The following is a 20,546-nucleotide window of genomic DNA, read 5'->3' on the forward strand; positions in this document are numbered from 1 at the left end:
GGCGGCCCCGGCCGCCGGACCCCTGGAAGGAAACCCCCTTGATCGGCATCATCGTGCTGGCCGTCGTCGGCCTGATCCTGCTGTTCCCGGTCGTCATGACCCGGCTGGCCAAGCGCAAGCTGGCCCAGCTGGAGCGGGCCAAGGCCACCATCGCCGGCCACGAGGCCCGGCTCGCCGCCGAGGGCCGGGCGAAGAACACCATCGTCCCGGCCGAGCACGGGCTGCTGCCCGGCGCCGACCTGGTGACGGACGACGAGCCCGACGCCGAGGAGGCGGCCGCGCTGGCCGCCGCCAAGGCCGGCGACTGGCGGCCCGCCGCCGCCCACCTCACCGCGGACGGCAGCGCCGACCTGCGCTGGCGGCGCCAGCGCGGGCTGGCCCAGCTGGCCGCCGAGGACGACACCTGGCTGCGCGCCTGGCGCGCCGAGCACCCGGACGACCCGACCGCCGCGCTGCTGCACGCGGACGCCCTGGTCTACCTGGCCTGGAACATCCGCACCGGCGCCCGGGCCAACCAGGTCAGCCGCGAGCAGTTCGACAGCTTCCACCGGGTCCTGCGGGAGGCCCACGAGGCCGCCGAGGCGGCCGTCGCGCTGGCCCCCGCCGACGACCCCAACCCCTGGGTGGTCCAGACCTCCATCGCGATGGGCCTCGGCTGGCCGAACGACCGCTTCCGGCAGCTCTGGGCCGAGCTGGTCAAGCGCGACCCGCACCACTGGGCGGCGCACACCCGGGCGCTGCAGTACTGGTGCGACAAGTGGCACGGCAGCCACGAGCTGATGCACGGCTTCATCGACGAGGCGATCGCCGCCGCACCGGCCGGCAGCCTGCTCGCGCCGGTCAAACTGGAGGCCTACTACGAGCAGTTCGGCCAGGACCGGGAGAAGCTCACCGCCTGGAAGCGGCCCGAGGTGGGCGCCGCCCTGGACGCCGCGCTCGCCGACCTGGCGGCCGCCGACCCCGGCCACCACCGGCTCCCGTACGCCCACGGCTGGCTGGCCTACGCCCTGACCCGGGCCGGGCGGCACACCGAGGCGCTGGAGCAGTACCGCGCACTGGGCCGGTACATCCCGCAGCCGTTCACCAACTTCAACGACCCCCGGCAGTCCTTCATCGACCTGCGGATCGCCGCCGTCCAGGGCGCGGTGGCGGCGGCCCGCAAGGAGGGCTGACCCGGACGGTCCGTGGGTTCGAGGGTCCGGCCGGGGGTGCCCCGGCCGGACCCTCGATGCGTCGGAGCGTCAGACCGCGCAGGCGTCCTCGACCCCGTGGGCCACCCAGTCCGGGAACGGGTCCGCCGCGGGGTCGACCGGTTCGTCGGCGCCGAGGAGACAGTCGGCGAGCCGGGCGTGCAGGGCCTCGACCCGCAGGTCGGTGCCGATGAAGACCAGTTCCTGGCCCTGGTCCGGTGTGTGCACCCCGACCGGTTCGAACCGGGCCACCGAACCGGCGTGGGACCAGAGGCCGGTGAGCCCCGGCCGGGTGGCGAGCCGGAAGAACCCCTTGGAGCGCAGGACGCCTCCGTAGGCCCCGCCGTCCAGTCCCTCGGTGACGAACTCCCAGAGCCGGGCGGGGTGGAAGAGCCGCTCGGACCGGAAGACGGTGCTGGAGATGCCGTACTCCTCCGTCTCGGGGACGTGGTCGCCGTTGAGCTCGGCGACCCAGCCCGGGGCCTGCTGGGCGCGTTCGACGTCGAAGCGGCCGGTGCCGAGGAGTTCGGCGGGGTCCACCCGGCCGTGCCGGGCCGGGACGATCCGGGCCGAGGGGTTGAGCCGGGTCAGGGCGGCCCGCAGCCGTACCGCGTCCTCCCCGGTGACCAGGTCGAGCTTGTTGAGGACGATGACGTCGGCGAACTCCACCTGGTCGATCAGCAGGTCGCTGACCGTGCGCTCGTCGTCCTCGTACTGGTCCAGGCCGCGCGCGGTCAGCTCGTCGCCCCGGGCCAGCTCGGGCAGGAAGTTGGCGGCGTCCACGACCGTGACCATGGTGTCGAGGGCGGCGACCTCGGCGAGGGTCGCGCCGTCGTCGCGGGCGAAGGAGAAGGTCGCGGCGACCGGCATCGGCTCGGAGATGCCGCTGGACTCGATCAGCAGGTAGTCGAAGCGGCCGGCCCGGGCGAGCCGGTCGACCTCCTCCAGCAGGTCGTCGCGGAGGGTGCAGCAGATGCAGCCGTTGGTCATCTCGACCAGCCGCTCCTCGGTGCGGGACAGCTCGGCTCCCCCGTCGCGCACCAGCGCCGCGTCGATGTTGATCTCGCTCATGTCGTTGACGATCACCGCGACCCGCAGGCCCGCGCGGTTGTGCAGGACGTGGTTGAGCAGGGTGGTCTTTCCGGCGCCGAGGAATCCGGACAGGACGGTGACCGGCAGCGGGCGGACGGCGGGCAGGGACACGGGAGCACATCCTGGTCACTCGGGGGCAAGATGAAAACGGATGTCATTTCACCACAGTCCGCGTCCGCGCTCCACCCCGACCCCGGCGGCGGACCGACGTCGAGCACCGTGCGGCGCAGCGGCGCGGGCGGGCCGAGTGGGACGAGAGCTACACCCCGCACGTGGCGAAGGTGGAGCGGAGCCACGGGTTCGGGCCGGGCGGAGGCCCCGTCGGACCCGGTGGTCGGCCGAACGGGCCGAGCGTTGTGACAGCTGTCATGTCCGTTCGGTGACGGAGGGGGCTGCCCTCCGTCCGCCCCGTTCGGCGAGGCTGACGGCACAACGTTCGGTCGTCCGCTCGCGGGCGCGATGAGGTGGGGAAGCACGGCATGAGGGTGTTGGTGGCCGGTGGCGGGATCGGCGGGCTGTGTCTGGCGCAGGGCCTGGTCCGGGCCGGGATCGAGGTGCGGGTCTTCGAGCGCGAGGGCGGTGCGGACAGCCGCTACCAGGGCTTCCGGATCGGGCTGGACGAACCCGGGGCGAGCGCGCTCCGGGAGTGCCTGCCGCCCCGGCTGCACGGGCTGCTCACCGCGGTGACCGGGCCGCTGGCGGGCGAACGGCGGGTGGTGGACGAGCAGTTGAACGAGGTGCGGCGACTCGGCCGGTCGGACGGGGGCACCGCCGCCGACCGGCACGTGCTGCGGCAGCTGCTGCTCTCCGGGCTGGGCGGGCGGGTGGAGTTCGGCCGGGCCGTGGTCGGGTACGCGGAGCGGGCGGACGGCCGGGTCGAGGCCCGGTTCGCGGACGGCACCGGCGTGGTGGGTGACCTGCTGGTCGGGGCGGACGGCGTGGGCTCGGCGGTGCGCCGGCAACTGCTGCCCGGGGCCGGGGTCGTCGAGCTCCCGGGCCGCTCGCTGCTCGGGCGCACCTCACTGACCGAGCGGCTGGCCGCCCTGGTGCCGGGGGCCGGGACGCTGGTGCACGGGCCGGGGGCGAGCCTGCTGATCGGCCGGATGGAGTTCCGCCGACCGCCGCGGCTCGCGGCCGCCGAGCTGGCGCCGGAGGTCGAACTGCCGGACGTCGCAAGCTATCTGCGCTGGGTGGTGATGCTGCCCGAGCCGCTCACGCCGGAGCCCGCGGACTGGGTGGAGGTGCGCGACCGGCTGCTCGGCCTGCTCGACGGTTGGCACCCCGACCTGGTCGAACTGGTCCGGCGGTCCGACGTGGGCAACGGCTCGCCGCTGACGATCCGCTACGCCGAGCCCGTCCCGCACTGGGGCACCGGGCCGGTCACCCTGCTCGGAGACGCGATCCACCCCATGCCACCCAGCGCCGGCCAGGGCGCCAACCTGGCCTTCCGGGACGCCGCGCTGCTCTGCCGTTCACTCGCCGCCGTCCACCGCGGCGAGGCCGAACTGATCTCCGCCGTACGGGAGTACGAGCTGGTGATGCTGGAACGCGGGTTCACGGCGGTCGCCGACGGCCTGTCCCGGCTGGCGGAGTTCACCCCCGCCCGCTGAGGCGGGCCGGGACGGTGACGGGTGCCGTCGGCCCGGGCCGGCGGCACCCGTCACCGGACGATGCCCTTGCGGTGGGCGGTCAGTCGCGCGACCGCCAGCAGGAGGGTCGGCAGCCACACCAGCCCGAAGCCGACCAGCACCCCGGGCGAGTTGTCGTCGGCGCTGACCAGGACCAGGCCCGCCGACAGGGCCAGCAGCACCGCGAACAGCGAGACCGGCACCCGGACCGCCCCTCGCAGCACCCCGCCCAGCAGCCAGCGCGGCCCGCGCCGCATCCGGGTCAACGCCCGGCCCAGCCGGCGTTCGGCGCTCAGGCCGCGTTCGATCTCCGCCAGGATCAGCAGTTCCCGCCGGGACAACCCGGAGCCGTCCATCACCGCCACCTCCCACCGCGTGGCCGCCCGAGGCCGCCCGCCCGCCACCTCCCGCGACGCGGGTGGGAACGGACCCGACGGGCCGACGCCGTCGGCTCGGCTCCTCCCGCATCAGCGAACCGCGCAACCGGCCGACCGTAAAGCCTGCGCACAAGCCGAGGTTCGTGCTCTGTGGTTCCCCGGCGCGCACCGTCCGTATGCCGACGGCCGACCGGTCGACCGATCGGGTCGAAGCGCCGGGCGCGGCGGGAGCCGGGGTGAGTGCTACTCCACCGGCGGGTGCGCCGGGCGCGCGGCGCGCAGACGCTGGGTGAGGAACAGGGCCGCGCGCTCCAGGGCCTCGTCCGCCTCGTCCAGGACGCCGGCGAACGCCTGGAAGACGTGCGGCACATCGGCCGTGACGTCGAGGGCGACGTCCACTCCGGCCGACCGCGCGCGCACGGCGAGGCGGGTGGAGTCGTCCAGCAGGAGCTCGTTGGCGCCCACCTGGATCAGCATCGGCGGGAAGCCGGTCAGGTCGGCGAGGACGGCCGGGCTGAGCAGGGGCTGGTGCGGGTCGGCTCCGGCGAGGTACATGCCCCCGGTGTGTTCGAGGGCGGCACGGGTGAAGATCGGGTCGATGCCCTCCTTGGTCACCGTGCTCTCGCCGGTTCGGGTGGCGTCCAGGCCCGGGGAGAAGGCCAGGACGGCGGCCGGCAGCGGGAGCCCTGCGTCGCGGGCGGCCAGACAGGTGGTCACGGTGAGGCCGCCACCGGCGGAGTCACCGGCGAACACGATGGTCGACGGGTCCTCGCCGCTGTCGAGGAGGGCGCGGTAGGCGGCCAGGGTGTCGTCGATCGCGGCCGGGAAGGGGTGCTCGGGGGCCAGCCGGTAGTCCACCGAGAGAGCGCCGAAGCCGGTCCTGGCCACCAGGTTCCCGGTCAGGGACAGGGCGGTCTCGGGCGAGCCGAACACGAAGCCGCCGCCGTGGAAGTACAGGATCGTCCCGGCCCGGGGCCCGTCCTCCGGTTCGACCCGCAGGGCGGGTCGGTCGCCGAGCGTCGTCCACCCGGTGCGGATGGTGTCGGGCACGGCCATCCGGGCCATCAGGGCCCGGAAGCCCGCCCGTAGTTCCTCGACCGACCGCGGCCCCTCGGGCTGCGGCCGTCGCAGCATCGCGTCGATCTCGGCGCGCTGTGCCTTGCTCATGGTTGTGCCTCCTGCGGAAGTACCTTCCCGTACACTATATGCCGTGGAATATACATCGCCCGGCGGCCCGGTCGACCTGTCGGCCTTCTTCGCCGACCTCGTCCGCTGCGAGACCCGCCTCTACAACGCGCTGAACGACCGCCTCCGCGCACAACACGGCATCGTCACCTCGCAGTTCGAGTTCCTGCGCTTCCTGCGCGACCACCCCGGGGCCCGGGTGGCGGACCTCGCGGCCGAGTTCGCCATCGGCATCGGGGCGACCAGCAAGGGCGTCGACCGCCTGGAGAAGCAGGGCTGGGCCGTCCGGCAGCCCAACCCGGCCGACCGCCGCTCCTCGCTGCTGGCCCTGACCGACGACGGCACCCGGCTGGTCGACGCGGCGGCGGAGACCTTCGCCGCCGGGCTGGCCGAACTGGTCGGCGGCGCGCTCGACGGCGCCTCGGCGCCCGCGGTCGCCGAGGCGCTCGGGCGGCTGCGCGCGGCGCTCGAACGGGACGGGACCGGCATGCCCACCGGCTGACGGGTCGGCGGGTGGGCATGCCGACTGCTGAACAGCCGGGTCAGCGGCTGAGCAGGCGTTCGCCGTCCTGGGCGCGGAGCAGCTCGCAAAGGGCCCGCAGGCCGGTCTCGGCCTGGTCGATCTGGGCGTCGGTGATCCGGACGGAGGGCTCGATCCGCAGGGTGGTGGTCGCGCTGGCGGTCGGGAAGACCCGCAGGGCGTGGGCGTGGAGCAGGTAGCCCGCGGCGGCGTAGCCCAGGACGTCGGCCCGGGACAGCTCGCGGAGCACCGGGGAGGAGGAGTTGGCCTGGTCGCGCAGTTCCAGGCCGATCATCAGCCCGCGGCCGCGCACGTCCACGACGACGTCCTTGAAGTCGTCGCGCACGCCCGCCAGCCGGGTCAGGATCCGTTCGCCGCGCTCGGCGGCCCGCCGGTACAGGGCGCCGCCGTCCGCCTCCAGCAGGTCGAGGGTGCGGGCGGCGATCAGGGTGGAGAAGGCGTCCTTGGCGTAGGTGGAACTGTGCAGCAGCTCGAACTCGGGCCGGTGGCGGGAGTGGTGGACCAGCATCACCGCGGCCTTGGCCAGGCCGCCGCCGAGGCTCTTGGCCAGGACGTAGTAGTCGCCGCGCAGGCCGACGGCCGAGCCGGCCAGGAAGGTGCCGGTGCGGCCCATGCCGCTCTGCACCTCGTCCACCACGATCGGGCAGTCCGCCTCGGCGCAGATCCGCTGCACCTCGCGCAGGTACCCGGCGGTGAGCGGCCGGACCCCGCCCTCACCCTGGACGGGTTCCAGCACCAGGGCGCACAGGCGCGGCAGTCGGTGCTCGACGACGTCCACGACGCCACCGGAAGCGCCGAGGTCGGAAACGCCGGGGTCGGAGACGCTGAGGCCGAGCAGGGTCCGGCGTTCCTCGGCGAACACGGCGGCCAGGGCCTCCGGATCCTCGGCGGGGACGAAGCGGCACGGGGTGGCCAGCGCGCGGAACGGCTCCCGGACGACCGGGTTGTGGGTCAGCTGGACGCTGCCGACCAGCTTGCCGTGGAAGCCCCCCGTCAACGCCAGCAGCACCGGCGGCTCCTCGGCCCGGGCCCGGTTGGCGTCGCCGACGGCGGCGGCCAGGGCCTCGAAGTCCCCGCCCTCGGCGAGCCGTCGGGCGGTCTCGGAGAGCCGCGCTCCGTCGCGTACGGCCCGCCGGGCCCGGGCGACGGACTCGTCGATCCGGGCCCGCAGCGCGGCCGCCTTCGACCCGCGGTCCAGCTCGGCGTGTTTCACCGCGGCCTCGACCGCCTCGGCGCCGCTGTTGGCGAAGACGGCCCGGTACGGACCCGGGTCGCCCGTCTCCCGGTGGAGGATGTCGTTGAGCCGCCGGGCGACGGCCTCGGCGTACGGGTGCAGCGAGAACTGCGCGTGCACCGGCACCTGGGCGGCCAGCAACTCCTTTGCCAAAGCGGTGACTTCGGGGTGGTGGTGGCCGAGGATGGTCGCGCCGAAGCCGCCGACGAGGTCGAGCACCGGGAGCTCGCCGCCGTCGTCGCCGCGCCGGTAGAGGGTGTCGCCCTCGGCGCGGACGTACTCGACGGCCAGGCCCAGGGACTCCAGTTGCGTGCGGAGGAAGGGTTCGGCCAGGCCGGTGGTGTCCACGGGGTCCATCGGGGTGCCTCTCTCTGGGGGCCGGTCAGAACCGGGTGTCGATGAAGCGGAGGAGCTCGTCGTCGTCGGCGTCGGCGAGGTCCGCGGTCACGGCCGAAACCGACGAAGCCGAAGCCGACGCCGCCGGGGCCGAGGGCGTCCCGGCCTCCGGTTCCAGCTCTCCGAGCAGGGTGCGCAGCCGGGTGGCGAGCTCCACGCGGGCGGCTCCGTCCACGGTGGCGAGGGTGCGTTCCAGGGTGTCGAGGGCGGCGGCCGCCTCCCGCCGCTCCTGGACGGAGCCGAGCAGTCGGCCCAGTTGCTCGGCGACGGCGGCCGGGTTCGGATGGTCGTAGACCAGCGTCGCCGGGAGCTTGGTGCCGGTCAGCTTGGACAGCCGCTCGCGCAGTTCGAGCGCCATCAGGGAGTCGAAGCCCGCGTACTCGAACGGCTCGTCGGCCGGGACCTGCTCGTCCTCGCCGAGCACCTCGGCCGCCGCCGAGCGGACCAGGTCCAGCAGCGCGGCCGGGTCGGCGGCGACCAGGCGCACGGCGTGCTGCTCGGCCGACGCACCGGGCGCGGAGGCGGCCGGTGCGGGGTCGGCCAGGCCCCGGAGCAGCGCGGGGACGGGCGGCCGCAGCGCGGCGGTGTCCAGGGCGAGCGGCACCAGCACCGGTCGCCCGTCGGCGAGTCCCGCGTCGAACAGTCGCAGCCCCTCGGCGGGTCGCAGCGGCCGGACGCCGCTGCGGGCCAGCCGGGCGCGGTCCGCGCGGCCCAGACCGGCCGTCATGCCGCCTTCGCCCTCGGCGTCGGCGTCAGCCTCCCAGGAGCCCCAGGCCAGCGACACCGCGGGCAGGCCGGCGGCCCGCCTCCGGGTCGCGAGGCCGTCCAGGTAGGCGTTGGCCGCCGCGTACCCGGCCTGGCCCGCCGTGCCCAGCACTCCGGCGGCGGAGGAGCAGAGCACCAGTGCGACGGGGGCGGGGAGTTCGCGGGTGGCCTCGTCCAGCCAGCGGGCGGCGTCGGCCTTGGGGCGCAGCACGGTGTCCAGCCGCTCGGGGGTGAGCGAGCTCAGCACGGCGTCGTCCAGCACCCCGGCGGCGTGCACCACGACGGTCAGCGGCGCCTCGGCCGGGACGGCGGCGACCAGCGCGCGCACCTGGTGGCGGTCGGCGGCGTCGCACCGGACGACCTCGACGTGGGCACCCAACTCGGCCAACTCGGAGCAGAGTTCGGCGACTCCGGGGGCGTCCGGGCCGCGCCGCGAGGCGAGCAGGAGGCGGCGCAGCCCGTGCCGGGTGACCAGATGGCGGGCGATCAGCCGGCCGAGCAGGCCGGTGCCGCCGGTGATCAGCGCGGTGCCGGCCGGGTCCGGCACCGGGCCCTCCCCCGCTCCGCCCTCCGGAGCGGCCCGCTCCAGCCGGGGCACCCGGACGGCCTCGCCCCGACGGGCGAACTGCGGCTCGTCCGCCGCCACCACGCCGCCCAGGACGGCCGTGACCGCCCGGGTGTACTCCTCGGGGCCCGCAGCGGCGGGCAGGTCGAGGTCGGCGAGCAGCAGCCGGCCGGGGTGCTCGGTCTGCGCCGAGCGGACCAGGCCCCAGAGCGCGGCCTCGACCGGGTCCACCGCTTCGCCCGGATCGCCCGGATCGGTGGCGACGGCCCGGCGGGTGGCGACGACCAACCGGCGGTCCTCGTACCGGGGTTCGGCGAGGAAGGTCCGTACGGCGGTCAGCACCCGGGCGGTCGACTGCCGGAGCCGCTCGGCCTCGTCGGGACGGGCCTCCCCCGCGGGACGGGCCGGGTCCTCGGGACGGGCCGGGTCCCCGACCTCTCCGGGCAGGAGCAGCGGCCAGGCCGGACCGTCCACGGGCACCGCCAGGTCGGCGACCGGCGTCACCGCCACGGCCGCCGCGCCCCGGGCGGGCAGGTCGCGCCAGACGACCCCGAGCAGCGCTTCACCGCCGCCGGGGGCCTGCAGCGCCTCCGGCCAGTACCGGCGCCCCCGGAACGGGTAGGTCGGCAGGTCGACCCGGCGCGCGCCGGGCGGGAGCAGCGGTGTCCAGTCGACCGGCACGCCCCGGACGAAGGCCTCCGCGAGCGACCGGGCGAACCGGTCCCGGCCGCCCTCGTCGCGGGTCAGCGTCCCGCACACCACGGCCGCCGGGCCCGCCCCGGCGTCGGCGAGCGTCGCCTCGATCGCCGCGCCCAGCACCGGATGGGCGCCGACCTCGACGAAGGCCGTGCGGCCCTCGGCCGCAAGGGCCCGGACCGCCGCTTCGAAGCGCACCGGACGGCGCAGGTTGCGGTACCAGTAGTCCGGTCCGGGCGGGCCGGTGATCCACCCGCCGTCGACCGTCGAGTACCAGGGCACCGCGGGCGCCGACGACGGTGTGCCGCCGAGGAGTCGGAGCAGTTCCGGCTCCAGCTCCGCCACCTGGGCGGTGTGCGAGGCGTAGTCCACCGGGATCATCCGCACGTCGATCGCGCGCCGCGCCAGTTCGCCGTGGAACGCGCTGAGCGCCGCCGTCCCGCCGCCGACCACGGTGCGCTCCGGGCCGTTCACGGCGGCGATCTCGACGCCCGGGCCGCAGGCGCGGATCCAGTCCCGCACCCGCTGCTCGGACAGCGGCACGGAGAGCAGGCCGCCGCTGCCGGCCAGCCGCTCGCCGATGGCCCGGCTGCGCAGCGCGACCGTCCGGGCGGCGTCCGCCAGCGAGAGCGCCCCGGCGACGCAGGCCGCCGCGATCTCGCCCTGGGAGTGGCCGAGTACGGCGGCCGGGCGGACTCCATGGGACTGCCAGAGCGCCGCGAGCGAGACCATCACCGCGAAGGAGACGGGCTGGGCCACGTCCACCCGGTCCAGCGGCGGGGCGCCGGGGGCGCCGTGCACGACCTCGGTGAGCGACCAGTCGACGTGCGGGGCGAGGGCCTGCTCGCAGGCGGCCATCCGCTCGGCGAAGACCGGCTCGCCCTGCCACAACTCCCGTCCCATACCGGCCCATTGGGTGCCCTGGCCGGGGAAGACCAGGACCACGTCGCGGTCCGTCCGGTCAACCGGCGCGAGCCCGGTGACCAGCCCGGGGGCGCTGCCGCCCGCGGCGAGGGCCCCCAGCGCCGCCCGGGCGGCGGCCGACCCGGCCGCCAGGACGACGGCCCGGTGTTCGAACAGGGACCGCCCGGCGAGCAGGGACCGGGCGGCGTCCTGCGGCCGGACCCCGCCGTCCAGCAGCTCGGCCAGCCGTCCGGCCTGGGCCGCCAGCGCCTCGGGCGTGCGCGCGGACACCACCAGCGGCACCAGGGGCGCCGACTCCCCTTCGACAGCGGCTTCCTGGAGCTCGGGGGCCTGCTCCAGCAGCACATGGGCGTTGGTCCCGCTGATCCCGAAGGACGAGACCCCGGCCCGGCGCGGACGGTGCCGCTCCGGCCAGCGGGCCGTCCCGGTGCGCAGCCGCACCGCGCCGCCGGACCAGTCGACCCGGCTGCTCGGCCGCTCGGCGTGCAGGCTGCGCGGCAGCACGCCGTGCCCCAGCGCCAGCACCGTGGCGACCACGCCGACGGCGCCGGCCGCCGCCTGGGTGTGCCCCAGGTTGGACTTCACCGAGCCCAGCAGCAGCGGCTCGGTGCGGCCCGGCCCGTACGCGGCGATCAGCGCCTGGGCCTCGATCGGGTCGCCCAGCACCGTACCGGTGCCGTGCGCCTCGACCGCGTCGACGTCGTCCGGGCCGAGCCCGGCGTCGGCCAGGGCCCGGCGGATCACCCGCTGCTGGGCGGGACCGTTGGGCGCGGTCAGCCCGTTGGAGGCGCCGTCCTGGTTGACGGCGGAGCCGCGCACCACCGCGAGCGGGCGGCGGCCGGCCCACCGGGCGGCGGAGAGCCGTTCCAGCACCAGGACGGCCGCGCCCTCGGCCCAGCCGGTGCCGTCCGCGGTCTCCGCGAAGGGCTTGCACCGCCCGTCGGGGGCGATCGCGCGCTGGCGGGAGAACTCGACGAAGGCGTCCGGCGTGGCCATCACCGTGGCGCCGCCGACCAGGGCCGTCGCGCACTCGCCGGCCCGCAGCGAGCGCAACGCCAGGTGCAGGGCGACCAGCGAGGAGGAGCAGGCGGTGTCCACGGCCACCGCCGGGCCGTGGGTGCCGAGGACGTACGCGACCCGGCCGGCCGCGATGCTGGTCGCGCCGCCGGTCACCCGGTAGCCGTCCGAGCTGCGGGAGACCGGGACGCGCTCGGTGTAGCCGTTGGCGAACACCCCGGTGAACACGCCGACGTCCTGGCCGCGCAGGGCGGACGGGGCGATCCCGGCCCGCTCCAGCGCCTCCCAGCTGGTCTCCAGCAGCAGCCGCTGCTGGGGGTCCATCGCGGCGGCCTCGCGCGGGGAGATGCCGAAGAACTCGGCGTCGAACAGCGCGGCGTCGCGCAGGAAGCCGCCGTGCCGGGTGTCGGAGCGGCCGGGGGCCTCCGGGTCGGGGTCGGCGAGGGTGGCGAGGTCCCAGCCGCGGTCCTCGGGGAAGGCGGTGACGGTGTCGCGTTCCTCGGTGAGCACCTGCCAGAGGGCCTCGGGGGTGGTGAGGCCGCCGGGGAGCCGGACGGCCATGCCGGTGATCACCACCGGGTCGTCCTCGGGCGCCCTCGGGGGGATCGGCGCTTCCTCCGGCGCTTCCTCCGGCGCGGCGGTCCCGCCGAGGCGGGCGCGCAGCAGCGCGACCACGGCCGCCGGGGTCGGGTGGTCGAAGACCAGCGTCACGGGCAGCGTCAGTCCGGTGGCCGCGGCCAGCCGGTCGCGCAGCAGGACGGCCCTGAGCGAGTCCACGCCGAGCTCGGCGAAGCTCGCGGCGCCGTAGCGGCGGCCGGGCGGGAAGCCGAGCGCCGCCTCGGTGGCGGCCGCGACCAGGTCGGCCAGGCCGTCCGGGGTGGTTGCACCGTCCCGGCCGGTCGGGGCGCCCGCCGTCACCGGATCGGCGGACTCCGCGGCGGCCAGCAGCTCCCGCAGGGCGGCCGGGTCGGCCTTCCCGGCGCCGTTGCGCGGGAGCTCGGCGACCAGGTGCAGCCGGACCGGGAGCTTGTGGGGCGCCAGCCGGGCCGCGCCGAACTCCCGTACCTCCTCCAGGGTCGGGGCGGCGCCGGGCTCGGCGGCGGCCACCGCCACCACGCTCTCGCCCCACTCCCGGTGCGGGGCGCCGAGGACGGCGACCTCCCGCAGGCCGGGGCAGTCGGCCAGCGCCCGTTCGACCTCGGCGGGGTAGACCTTCTCGCCGTTCTGGATGATCACGTTCTTCAGCCGGTCGACCAGGTACAGGCAGCCGTCGGCGTCCAGCCGGCCGAGGTCGCCGCTGTGGAACCAGCCGTCGCCGTCCCGGAGCGCCTCCTCGCCGCGCCAGTAGCCGGGTGAGACGTGCTTGCCGCGCACCCAGACCTCGCCCGGCCGGTCCGGCCCGGTCACCTCGGCGCCGGTCTCCGGGTCGACGATCCGCAGCTCGGTGAAGGGCATCGCCCGGCCCGCCGAACCCGCCTTGGCGACGGTGAGTTCCGGGGGCAGGTAGCTGGCGAAGCAGGCGGTCTCGGTGAGCCCCCAGGCCTGTTGCAGCATCACCCCGCGCGCCGCGTAGTCCCGGACCAGCCCGGCCGGCACCGGCGCGCCGGCCACCACGGCGCCGCGCAGCGCGGACAGGTCGGCCGCGGCGAAGCCGGGCTGACGGGCCAGCAGGGCGAACATCGACGGGACCGCGAAGAACGTGTTGACCTTGAGTTCGACCAGGTCGCGCAGGGTCCGCTCGGGGTCGAAGCGGCGGCGGAGCACGGTGGTGCCGCCGTGGCCGAGGTTGCGCAGGGTGAAGCAGTTCAGCCCGCCGATGTGCGACAGCGGGGTGACCACCAGGTTGACGTCCTCCTCGCGGGTGGCCAGCGCGGCGTCGACGTTGGCGGCGTTCCACCAGAGGTTGCCGTGGGTGAGTCGGACGCCCTTGGGCCGGCCGGTGGTGCCCGAGGTGTACAGCAGGACGGCGAGGTCCTCGGCGTCCAGCGGCGCGGGGTCGCGCGGCGGCCGCGCGGCGGCGGCCAGCGCGGGCGCGAGCGGCGTCCACCGGGGGTCCGGGTCGTCCCGGTCACCCGGCGGGGCGACCGGGTCGTCGTCCACCAGCAGCAGGCGCGCCCCGCAGCCCCGGTCGACCAGTGGCGCGTGCCCCGGTTCGGCCAGCACGGTGTGCGGCTCGCAGTCCCGCAGCAGCTCGGCCACCTCGGCGGCGCCGAGCCGGTGGTTGACCGGGACGAGGGCGGCGCCCAGCCAACTGCAGGCGAGGTAGGCGACCAGCAGCGTCGGGCTGTTCAGCCCCAGGTAGGCGACCCGGCACCGGGCCGTCACCCCGCCCTCGGCGAGCACCTCGGCGAGGCGTCCGGCCCGCTGCAGCAACTCGGGGTAGCCGATGGCGGTTTCCTCGTAGTGCAGGGCCGGACCGGCTCCGGGCCGCCGGGCCGCACGGCGCAGCGCGTCGATCGGGGTGATCTCCAGATGCATGGTCGTCCTCCTGGTCGGGGCGGTGCGGGGGGCGCGGTCAGCCGGTGGGGGCGGGCGTCCTGGCGTCCTCGGGCGTCGTGGCGGGGCCGGTCCCCGCCGGAGGCGCCGGCAGCCAGCCGGTCCGGACGAAGAAGTCCACGTAGCGCCGGAACAGCGGCAGATCGACCGTCGGCCGGTCGATCCCGGTGCCGGCGAGCGCCCGGTCGGTGGCGGTCACGTCCATCAGCCGGTGGACGCCCTGGTGGCCGGAGAGCCGTTCGAACTCGTCGAGCAGCGGGGTGAGCGCGTTGCCCGGGTCGGCCAACACCGTCCGGCGCCACTCCTCCCCCGTCACCTCGGGCAGCGGATAGCCCAACTCCCTCAGGTATCCGATGAGTTCACCGTACCCATCGGTGCCGGTGTTCTGCAGGTGGAAGGTGCCGCCGGCGCTCTCCCGCTGCCCGGCCAGCGTGGTGATCGCGGCGCTGACGTAGTCGACCGGGGTCATGTGGACGGCGCCCAGGCCCTCGCCCGCGAGCCCGGCCGGGACGGCCCCGGACTGGACCAGGCCCTTGAGGCTCAGCCAGACGAAGTCCCGGGTCTGGCAGGCCCCGTGGCGCTGGTCCCCGCAGATCACGTCCGGCCGGTACACCGTCACCGGCAGTCCGCGCTCCCGGGCGATCCCGACCACCTGCTCGGCGACCCACTTGCTCTGCGCGTAGCCGTGGGCCAGCGCCTCCGGCGGGCCGGTGGGGGCGGTGACGGTCCGCGGGCCCTCACCCGCCGTGGCCGGGGTGAACACCCCGGTGGAGGAGACGTGGTGCACCGGCACCGTGCGGTGCCGGGCGGCCAGCCGCAGCACCTCCCGGGTGCCGGCCACGTTGGTGGCCCGGAGTTCGGTGTAGGAACGCAGCCAGTTGACCGCGGCCCCCGCGTGGTGGACCACGTCGACGATCCGGGCCAGCCGGTCGAACTCCAGCTCGCTCAGGCCGAGTCGGGGCTGCCCGAGGTCGCCGACCACGACCGCCAACCGGTCCAGGTCGATCTCCTCCCACACCCGGTACCAGCGGAGCCGCTCGCGCAGCCGCTCCGTCGCGGCGGCCCGGTCGGCGGCCCGCACCAGGCAGTGCACGGTGGCCTTGGTCGAGCGCATCAGGTCGCGCAGCAGGAAGGCGCCGAGGAAACCGGTCGCCCCGGTCAGCAGCACCTCCTGCGGTTCGACGGCGACCGGGACGACCTCGGCGGCCGGGCGGATGTCGTCGTCGAGCCGGATGTCGGCCGCGAAGTCCCCGTCGGGGGCGGAGTGGGTGCCGACGGCGGAGAGGGCGCCGGCCGCCGCGAGCGTCTCCAGCAGGTGGTCGGCCAGCTCGGCCGGGGTCGGGTGGGCGAAGACCGCCCCGGCCGCCAGCCGCAGCCCTGTCAGCGCGTCGAGCCGGTTGCGCAGCTGGACGGCGCCGAGCGAGTCGAAACCGAGGGCGGGGAAGGCGTCCTCGGCGCCGACGCCGCCCGCGTCGAGGTGGCCGAGGGTCCGGGCGGCCTCGCGACGGACCAGGTCGACGGCCAGCGCGCGGCGCTCCTCGGGCGGCAGGGCGCCGATCCGTCGGGCGAAGCTCTCGGCCTCCGCCTCGCCCCGGCCGACCCGCGGGCGGGGCGGCAGGGGCGTGAGGCCGGTGAAGACCAGCGGGACCTCCTCGGGCCGCTGCCGCAGCGCCCGCAGGTCCAGCGGGGTCGCCACGACGGCGGCCCGCCGTCCGCCCAGCGCCGCGTCCAGCAGGTGCGGGCCGTCCTCGGCGGTGACCGGGCGCAGCCCGCCCCGGGCGATCCGGCGCAGGTCCGCCTCGCCCAGGTGCCCGGCCATGCCGCCCTCGTCCCGCCAGAGCCCCCAGGCGAGCGAGGTGGCGGGCAGGCCGAGGCCGGCGCGGTGCTCGGCCAGCGCGTCCAGGAAGGTGTTGGCGGCGGCGTAGCTGGCCTGGCCCGGTCCGCCGACGATCCCGGCGACGGAGGAGAACAGCACGAAGGCGGACAGCTCGTGCCGGAGCGTGAGCTCGTGCAGGTGCCAGGCCGCGTCGACCTTGGGCCGGAGCACCGCCGCCAGCCGCTCGGGGGTCAGGGCGGCGAGCATCCCGTCGTCCAGCACCCCGGCGGCGTGCAGCACGGCGGTGAGCGGCCGCTCGGCCGGGACGGCCGCCAGCAGGGCGGCGAGCGCGGGCCGGTCGGCCATGTCGCAGGCGGCGACCTCGACCCGGGCGCCGAGGGCGGTCAGCTCGGCCCGCAGCCGGTCCGCACCGGGGGTCGCCGACCCGCGGCGCCCGGTGAGGAGCAGGTGGGACACGCCGTGCCGGCGCACCAGGTGACGGGCGAACACCGCGCCGAGCGCGCCGACGCCGCCGGTGATCAGCACGGTGCCGTCGCGGCGCCAGGGCGAGTCGCCGGAGTCCTCCGGCCCGGGGGGCGGTACGGCCCGGGCCAGTCGGGGCACCAGGGCGCGCCCGCCGCGCAGGGCCGCCTGGGGCTCACCGGAGGCGAGCAGGGCGGGGAGGGCGGCGAGCGAGGCCGGGTCGTCGTCCAGGTCGACCAGGTGGATCCGGTCGGGTGCCTCGGACTGGGCCGAGCGCAGCAGGCCCCACACCGCGGCCGCCGTCGGATCACCCGCCCCGGCCACCGCGCTCCGGGTCGCCACCACCAGCGGCCGCCCGACGGTCCGTTCGTCCGCGAGCCAGCGCTGCGCCAACTCCAGGGCCCGTACGGCCAGTTCGTGCACGCCGCCGGGGACGTCCGGCCCCGGCACCGGGGAGAGCGGGGCCAGCACCGCCTGGTACTCCCCGAGGGCCTCCAGCACCGATCCGAGGTCGGCGAAGCGCCGTCCGACGGGCAGGGCCGGCTCCGCGTCGCCCGTGAGCACCGCCCACCGGACCGGCGGCACGGCCGTCGGGAGGGTGACCGGCACCCAGTCGAGGTGGAACAGTCCGTCGTTCGCACGGGTCCGCGCGGTCGCGGTCGCCGGCTCGACGGCCGGGCGCACGGTCACCGCGTCCACCGAGGCCACCGGACGGCCGGTCGGATCGGCGAGGTGCAGCGCGAGGCCCGCCGGCCCGGGGGTGATCCGGGCCCGGATCCGGGTGGCCCCGACGGCGTACAGCCGGACGCCGCGCCATGCGACGGTGGTCACCGGCCCGGCGCAGCGGACCACCCGCTCCAGCAGGTCCGGGTGCAGGCCCCAGTCCTCGGCCGCATGCGAGTCCGCGTGCTCGTCCGCCAGGGCCGCCTCGACGAAGAGCTCCTCGCCGTGCCGCCACAGCGCCGTCACGCCCGCGGCCTCCGGCTCGACCGCCTCGGCGCCCGGCGGCGGCCACGCGCCGCCCTCGGCCGTCGGACGGGCGCCGCCCCGGCTGAGCGTGCCCGAGGCGGCCGGGGTCCAGGCCCCGTCCTCCCCCGAGCGGGTGTGCACCGTGAACGGGCGGTGCCCGTCCGCGTCCGAGCCGCCCAGCACCAACTGGGCCTCCAGTGCGCCGACTTCGGACAGCACGGCGGACGGCCGGACCAGCAGGTCGTCGAGCACCGCACAGCCGGCCTCGGTACCCGCCCTGAGCGCCAGCTCCACCAGCGCGGCCGCGGACGGCTTCGGCAGCCGTCCGGCGAACAGCAACTCGTCCCGCCCGGCCACCTCGTGGACGGCGGACAGCAGCGGGTGCGCCAGCGGTCGGCCGCCCGGGCCAGCCGTGACCGCCGGGGCGATGGTCAGCCAGTACCGTTCCCGCTCGAAAGGGTACGTCGGCAGCTCCACCGGCGCCGAGCGGCGCGGCCCCAGGAAGGCGCGCCAGTCCACCGGGACCCCGGCCGCCCACAGCTCGGCCAGCGCCCCGACCAGTCCCGGCGCCTCGGCCGCGCCCGCCCGCACGGCGGCGACCGCCGTCACGGTCGTGCCCTCGTCCAGGCAGCCGCCGACCAGGGGCGACAGCACCGCGTCCGGGCCCACCTCCAGCGTGACGCCCACCCCCTGGGCGGCGAGCGTGCGGACTGCGTCCAGGAAGCGGACGGGCCGGCGCAGTTGGGCCGTCCAGTGGTCCGGGGAGCACAGCTCCGCGGCGGTGGCGAGCCGCCCGGTCAGGGTCGACACCAGCGGCAGTGTCGGCGGGGCCAACCGCACGTCGGCCACCGCCCGCCGGTACTCGTCGAGCGCCCCGTCCAACGCCGCCGAGTGGGCGGCCCGGCTGATCGCCAGCCGCCGGACCCGGCGGCCCCGGCCCTCCACTTCCGCGGCGAGCCCGCCCACCTCCTCGGCCGGCCCCGACACCACCACGGAGGACGGGCCGTTCACCACGGCCAGCGACACCCGCCCGCCGTACGGCGCGAGCAGCGGGACCAGTTCGGCCTCCGAGGCCTCCAGCGCCACCATGGCCCCGCCGGCGGGCAGCGCCTCGACCAGCCGGCCCCGGGCGGACAGCACGGCGGCCGCGTCCGGCAGTGCGAGGACGCCCGCGACGTGGGCGGCCGCCAGCTCGCCGACCGAGTGCCCGGCCACCACGTCCGGCCGCACGCCGAACGACTCCAGCAGCCGGAACAGCGCCACCTCGAAGGCGAACACCGCCGCCTGCGAGTACGCGAAGCGGTCCAGCGCGCCCTCGCCGGAGAGGACCGCGCCGAGCGGCGCGTCCAGGTACTGGTCCAGCTGGGCGCAGGCCTCGTCGAAGGCCGCCGCGAAGACCGGGAACGCGTCGTACAGGCCGCGTCCCATCCGCGGGCGCTGGGCGCCGTGCCCGGTGAACAGGAAGGCCGTCCGGCCGGGCCGTACGGCGCTGGCGACCTCCACGGTGGAGTCCGTGGCGAGGGCCCGCAGCCGGTGCAGCAGGGCGTCCCGGTCGGCGCCCACCGGCGCGGCGCGGTGCTTGAGCGCCGCCCGGCCGGTGGCGAGGGTGTCGGCGACGTCCCGGAGAGAGAGCTCCGGGTGCGACTCCAGGTGCTCCAGCAGCCGCGCCGCCTGGGCGCGCAGTCCCGGCGCGGTGGCGGCCGACAGCGGCCACGGGACGGCGGGCAGCGGTGCCGCCTGGGCCGTCGGCTCGGGCTCTGCCGCCGGCTCGGGCTCCGGCGCCTGCTCCAGCACCACATGGGCGTTGGTCCCGCCGACGCCGAAACCCGACACGGCGGCCCGGCGCGGTGCTCCGGTGCGCGGCCACGGCTGCTGCTCGGTGAGCACCCGGACCCCGGTCCAGTCCACCAGCGGCGTGGGCTCGTCCACGTGCAGAGTGCGGGGCAGTACGCCGTGCCGGAGCGCCTGCACGGTCTTGATCACGCCGCCGATCCCGGCGGCGGCGGCCGCGTGCCCGATGTTGGACTTGAACGACCCCAGCCACAGCGGCCGTTCGGCCGGACGGTCCGGACCGTAGACGTCCAGCAGGGCCTGGGCCTCGATCGGATCGCCCAGCCTGGTGCCGGTGCCGTGGCCCTCCACCGCGTCCACCTCGGCCGGCGTGAGGCCGGCATCGGCGAGCGCCCGGCGGATCACCCGCTCCTGGGCGAGGCCGTTGGGCGCCGCCAGCCCGTTGGAGGCGCCGTCCTGGTTGAGCGCCGAGCCGCGCACCACCGCGAGCACCCGGTGGCCGTGCCGGCGGGCGTCGGAGAGCCGTTCCAGCAGGACCAGCCCGGCACCCTCCGCCCAGCCGGTGCCGTCGGCCGAGGCCGCGAAGGACTTGCAGCGGCCGTCCGGGGACAGCCCGCGCTGACGTGCGAAGTCGACGAAGCCCAGCGGGGAGCCCAGCACCGTCACCCCGCCGGCCAGCGCCATCGCCGACTCTCCGCCGCGCAGCGAACGCACCGCCAGGTGCAGGGCGACCAGCGAGGAGGAGCAGGCGGTGTCGACCGTGACGGCCGGCCCCTCGAAGCCGAAGGTGTACGCGATCCGGCCGGTGGCGACCGCACCCAGCCGGCCCGTCAGCAGGTAGCCCTCGTACTCCGCCGGGGTGTCCGGGCCGAGGTACGACTGCTCGGAGACGCCGGCGAACACCCCGACCCCGCTGCCGCGCAGCGGGGTCGGGTCGATGCCCGCGTGCTCGAACACCTCCCAGGCGGTCTCCAGCAGCAGCCGCTGCTGCGGGTCCATCGCCGTCGCCTCGCGCGGGGAGATGCCGAAGAAGGCCGCGTCGAACCGGGTGGCGGTGTCCATGAACCCGCCCTCGCGGGCGTACGAGGTGCCGGGCGTCGCGGGGTCGGGGTCGTAGAGGGCGTCGAGGTCCCAGCCCCGGTCGGCGGGGAACGGCGTGACGGCGTCCCCGCCGTCCAGCACCAGCCGCCACAGGTCCTCGGGGGAGCCGATCCCGCCCGGAAAGCGGCAGGCCATCCCGATGACGGCCACCGGTTCGGCGGACTCCTGCCGGGCGTCCTCCAGTTCGGCCACCCTTCGGCGCGCGCTGCGCAGTTCGGCGGTCGCCCGCCGGAGGTAGTCGACGAGCTTCTCGTCGTCCGACATGCTTGGCTTCCTCTCT

At 76.5% G+C, this 20,546-nt stretch carries 9 protein-coding genes; 3 read left to right on the top strand and 6 right to left on the bottom strand.

Annotated elements, in window-relative coordinates; translation table 11 throughout:
• Positions 1-38: 38 nt before the first annotated feature.
• Entirely contained in the window at positions 39-1,172 is a 1,134-nt protein-coding gene (locus ACIP4P_RS24905) for a hypothetical protein (RefSeq protein ID WP_400921862.1), read from the top strand.
• A gap of 69 nt (positions 1,173-1,241) precedes the next feature.
• Here ACIP4P_RS24905 and ACIP4P_RS24910 read toward each other — a convergent pair whose 3' ends face one another.
• A complete protein-coding gene (locus tag ACIP4P_RS24910) occupies positions 1,242-2,393 on the bottom strand; it encodes a GTP-binding protein (RefSeq protein WP_400921864.1) in 1,152 nt (383 codons plus the stop codon).
• Between the two features lie 368 nt (positions 2,394-2,761).
• Between ACIP4P_RS24910 and ACIP4P_RS24915 the strand changes: the two genes are divergently transcribed.
• Entirely contained in the window at positions 2,762-3,892 is a 1,131-nt protein-coding gene (locus tag ACIP4P_RS24915; protein WP_400921866.1) for an FAD-dependent oxidoreductase, read from the top strand.
• Between the two features lie 50 nt (positions 3,893-3,942).
• Here the strand turns inward: ACIP4P_RS24915 and ACIP4P_RS24920 are convergent, their stop codons facing one another.
• A complete protein-coding gene (locus ACIP4P_RS24920; RefSeq protein WP_350514993.1) occupies positions 3,943-4,266 on the bottom strand; it encodes a hypothetical protein in 324 nt (107 codons plus the stop codon).
• Positions 4,267-4,530: 264 nt separating this feature from the next.
• Positions 4,531-5,454 carry an alpha/beta hydrolase gene (locus ACIP4P_RS24925; protein WP_400921869.1) on the bottom strand — a complete coding sequence of 308 codons (924 nt, stop codon included), beginning with the start codon at positions 5,452-5,454 and terminating at the stop codon, positions 4,531-4,533.
• Between the two features lie 43 nt (positions 5,455-5,497).
• Between ACIP4P_RS24925 and ACIP4P_RS24930 the strand changes: the two genes are divergently transcribed.
• Positions 5,498-5,974, top strand: a complete 477-nt coding sequence (locus ACIP4P_RS24930; protein WP_400921871.1) for a MarR family winged helix-turn-helix transcriptional regulator — start codon at positions 5,498-5,500, stop codon at positions 5,972-5,974.
• A gap of 40 nt (positions 5,975-6,014) precedes the next feature.
• Here the strand turns inward: ACIP4P_RS24930 and ACIP4P_RS24935 are convergent, their stop codons facing one another.
• From ACIP4P_RS24935 to ACIP4P_RS24945, 3 genes are read right to left on the bottom strand one after another with little or no spacing between them, the layout of a single operon-like run.
• The gene (locus tag ACIP4P_RS24935; protein ID WP_400921873.1) at positions 6,015-7,604 is read right to left on the bottom strand and encodes an aspartate aminotransferase family protein; all 1,590 of its coding nucleotides are present in this window, start codon (positions 7,602-7,604) and stop codon (positions 6,015-6,017) included.
• 25 nt (positions 7,605-7,629) lie between these two features.
• Positions 7,630-14,088, bottom strand: a complete 6,459-nt coding sequence (locus ACIP4P_RS24940) for an SDR family NAD(P)-dependent oxidoreductase (RefSeq protein ID WP_400921875.1) — start codon at positions 14,086-14,088, stop codon at positions 7,630-7,632.
• Between the two features lie 37 nt (positions 14,089-14,125).
• Positions 14,126-20,530: a type I polyketide synthase gene (locus ACIP4P_RS24945; RefSeq protein ID WP_400921877.1), complete on the bottom strand. Its 6,405-nt coding sequence runs from the start codon at positions 20,528-20,530 to the stop codon at positions 14,126-14,128.
• Positions 20,531-20,546: the final 16 nt, after the last annotated feature.

Origin of the sequence: Kitasatospora sp. NPDC089509, from assembly GCF_044749365.1 — a bacterium.
Classification (GTDB): Bacteria; Actinomycetota; Actinomycetes; order Streptomycetales; family Streptomycetaceae; genus Kitasatospora.

Bases quoted from the DNA above. Each gene is read 5' to 3' on its own strand.
- ACIP4P_RS24915 (WP_400921866.1), top strand. From the start codon at position 2,762: ATGAGGGTGTTGGTGGCCGGTGGCGGGATCGGCGGGCTGTGTCTGGCG.
- ACIP4P_RS24920 (WP_350514993.1), bottom strand. From the start codon at position 4,266: ATGGACGGCTCCGGGTTGTCCCGGCGGGAACTGCTGATCCTGGCGGAG.
- ACIP4P_RS24925 (WP_400921869.1), bottom strand. From the start codon at position 5,454: ATGAGCAAGGCACAGCGCGCCGAGATCGACGCGATGCTGCGACGGCCG.
- ACIP4P_RS24935 (WP_400921873.1), bottom strand. From the start codon at position 7,604: ATGGACCCCGTGGACACCACCGGCCTGGCCGAACCCTTCCTCCGCACG.
- ACIP4P_RS24940 (WP_400921875.1), bottom strand. From the start codon at position 14,088: ATGCATCTGGAGATCACCCCGATCGACGCGCTGCGCCGTGCGGCCCGG.
- ACIP4P_RS24945 (WP_400921877.1), bottom strand. From the start codon at position 20,530: ATGTCGGACGACGAGAAGCTCGTCGACTACCTCCGGCGGGCGACCGCC.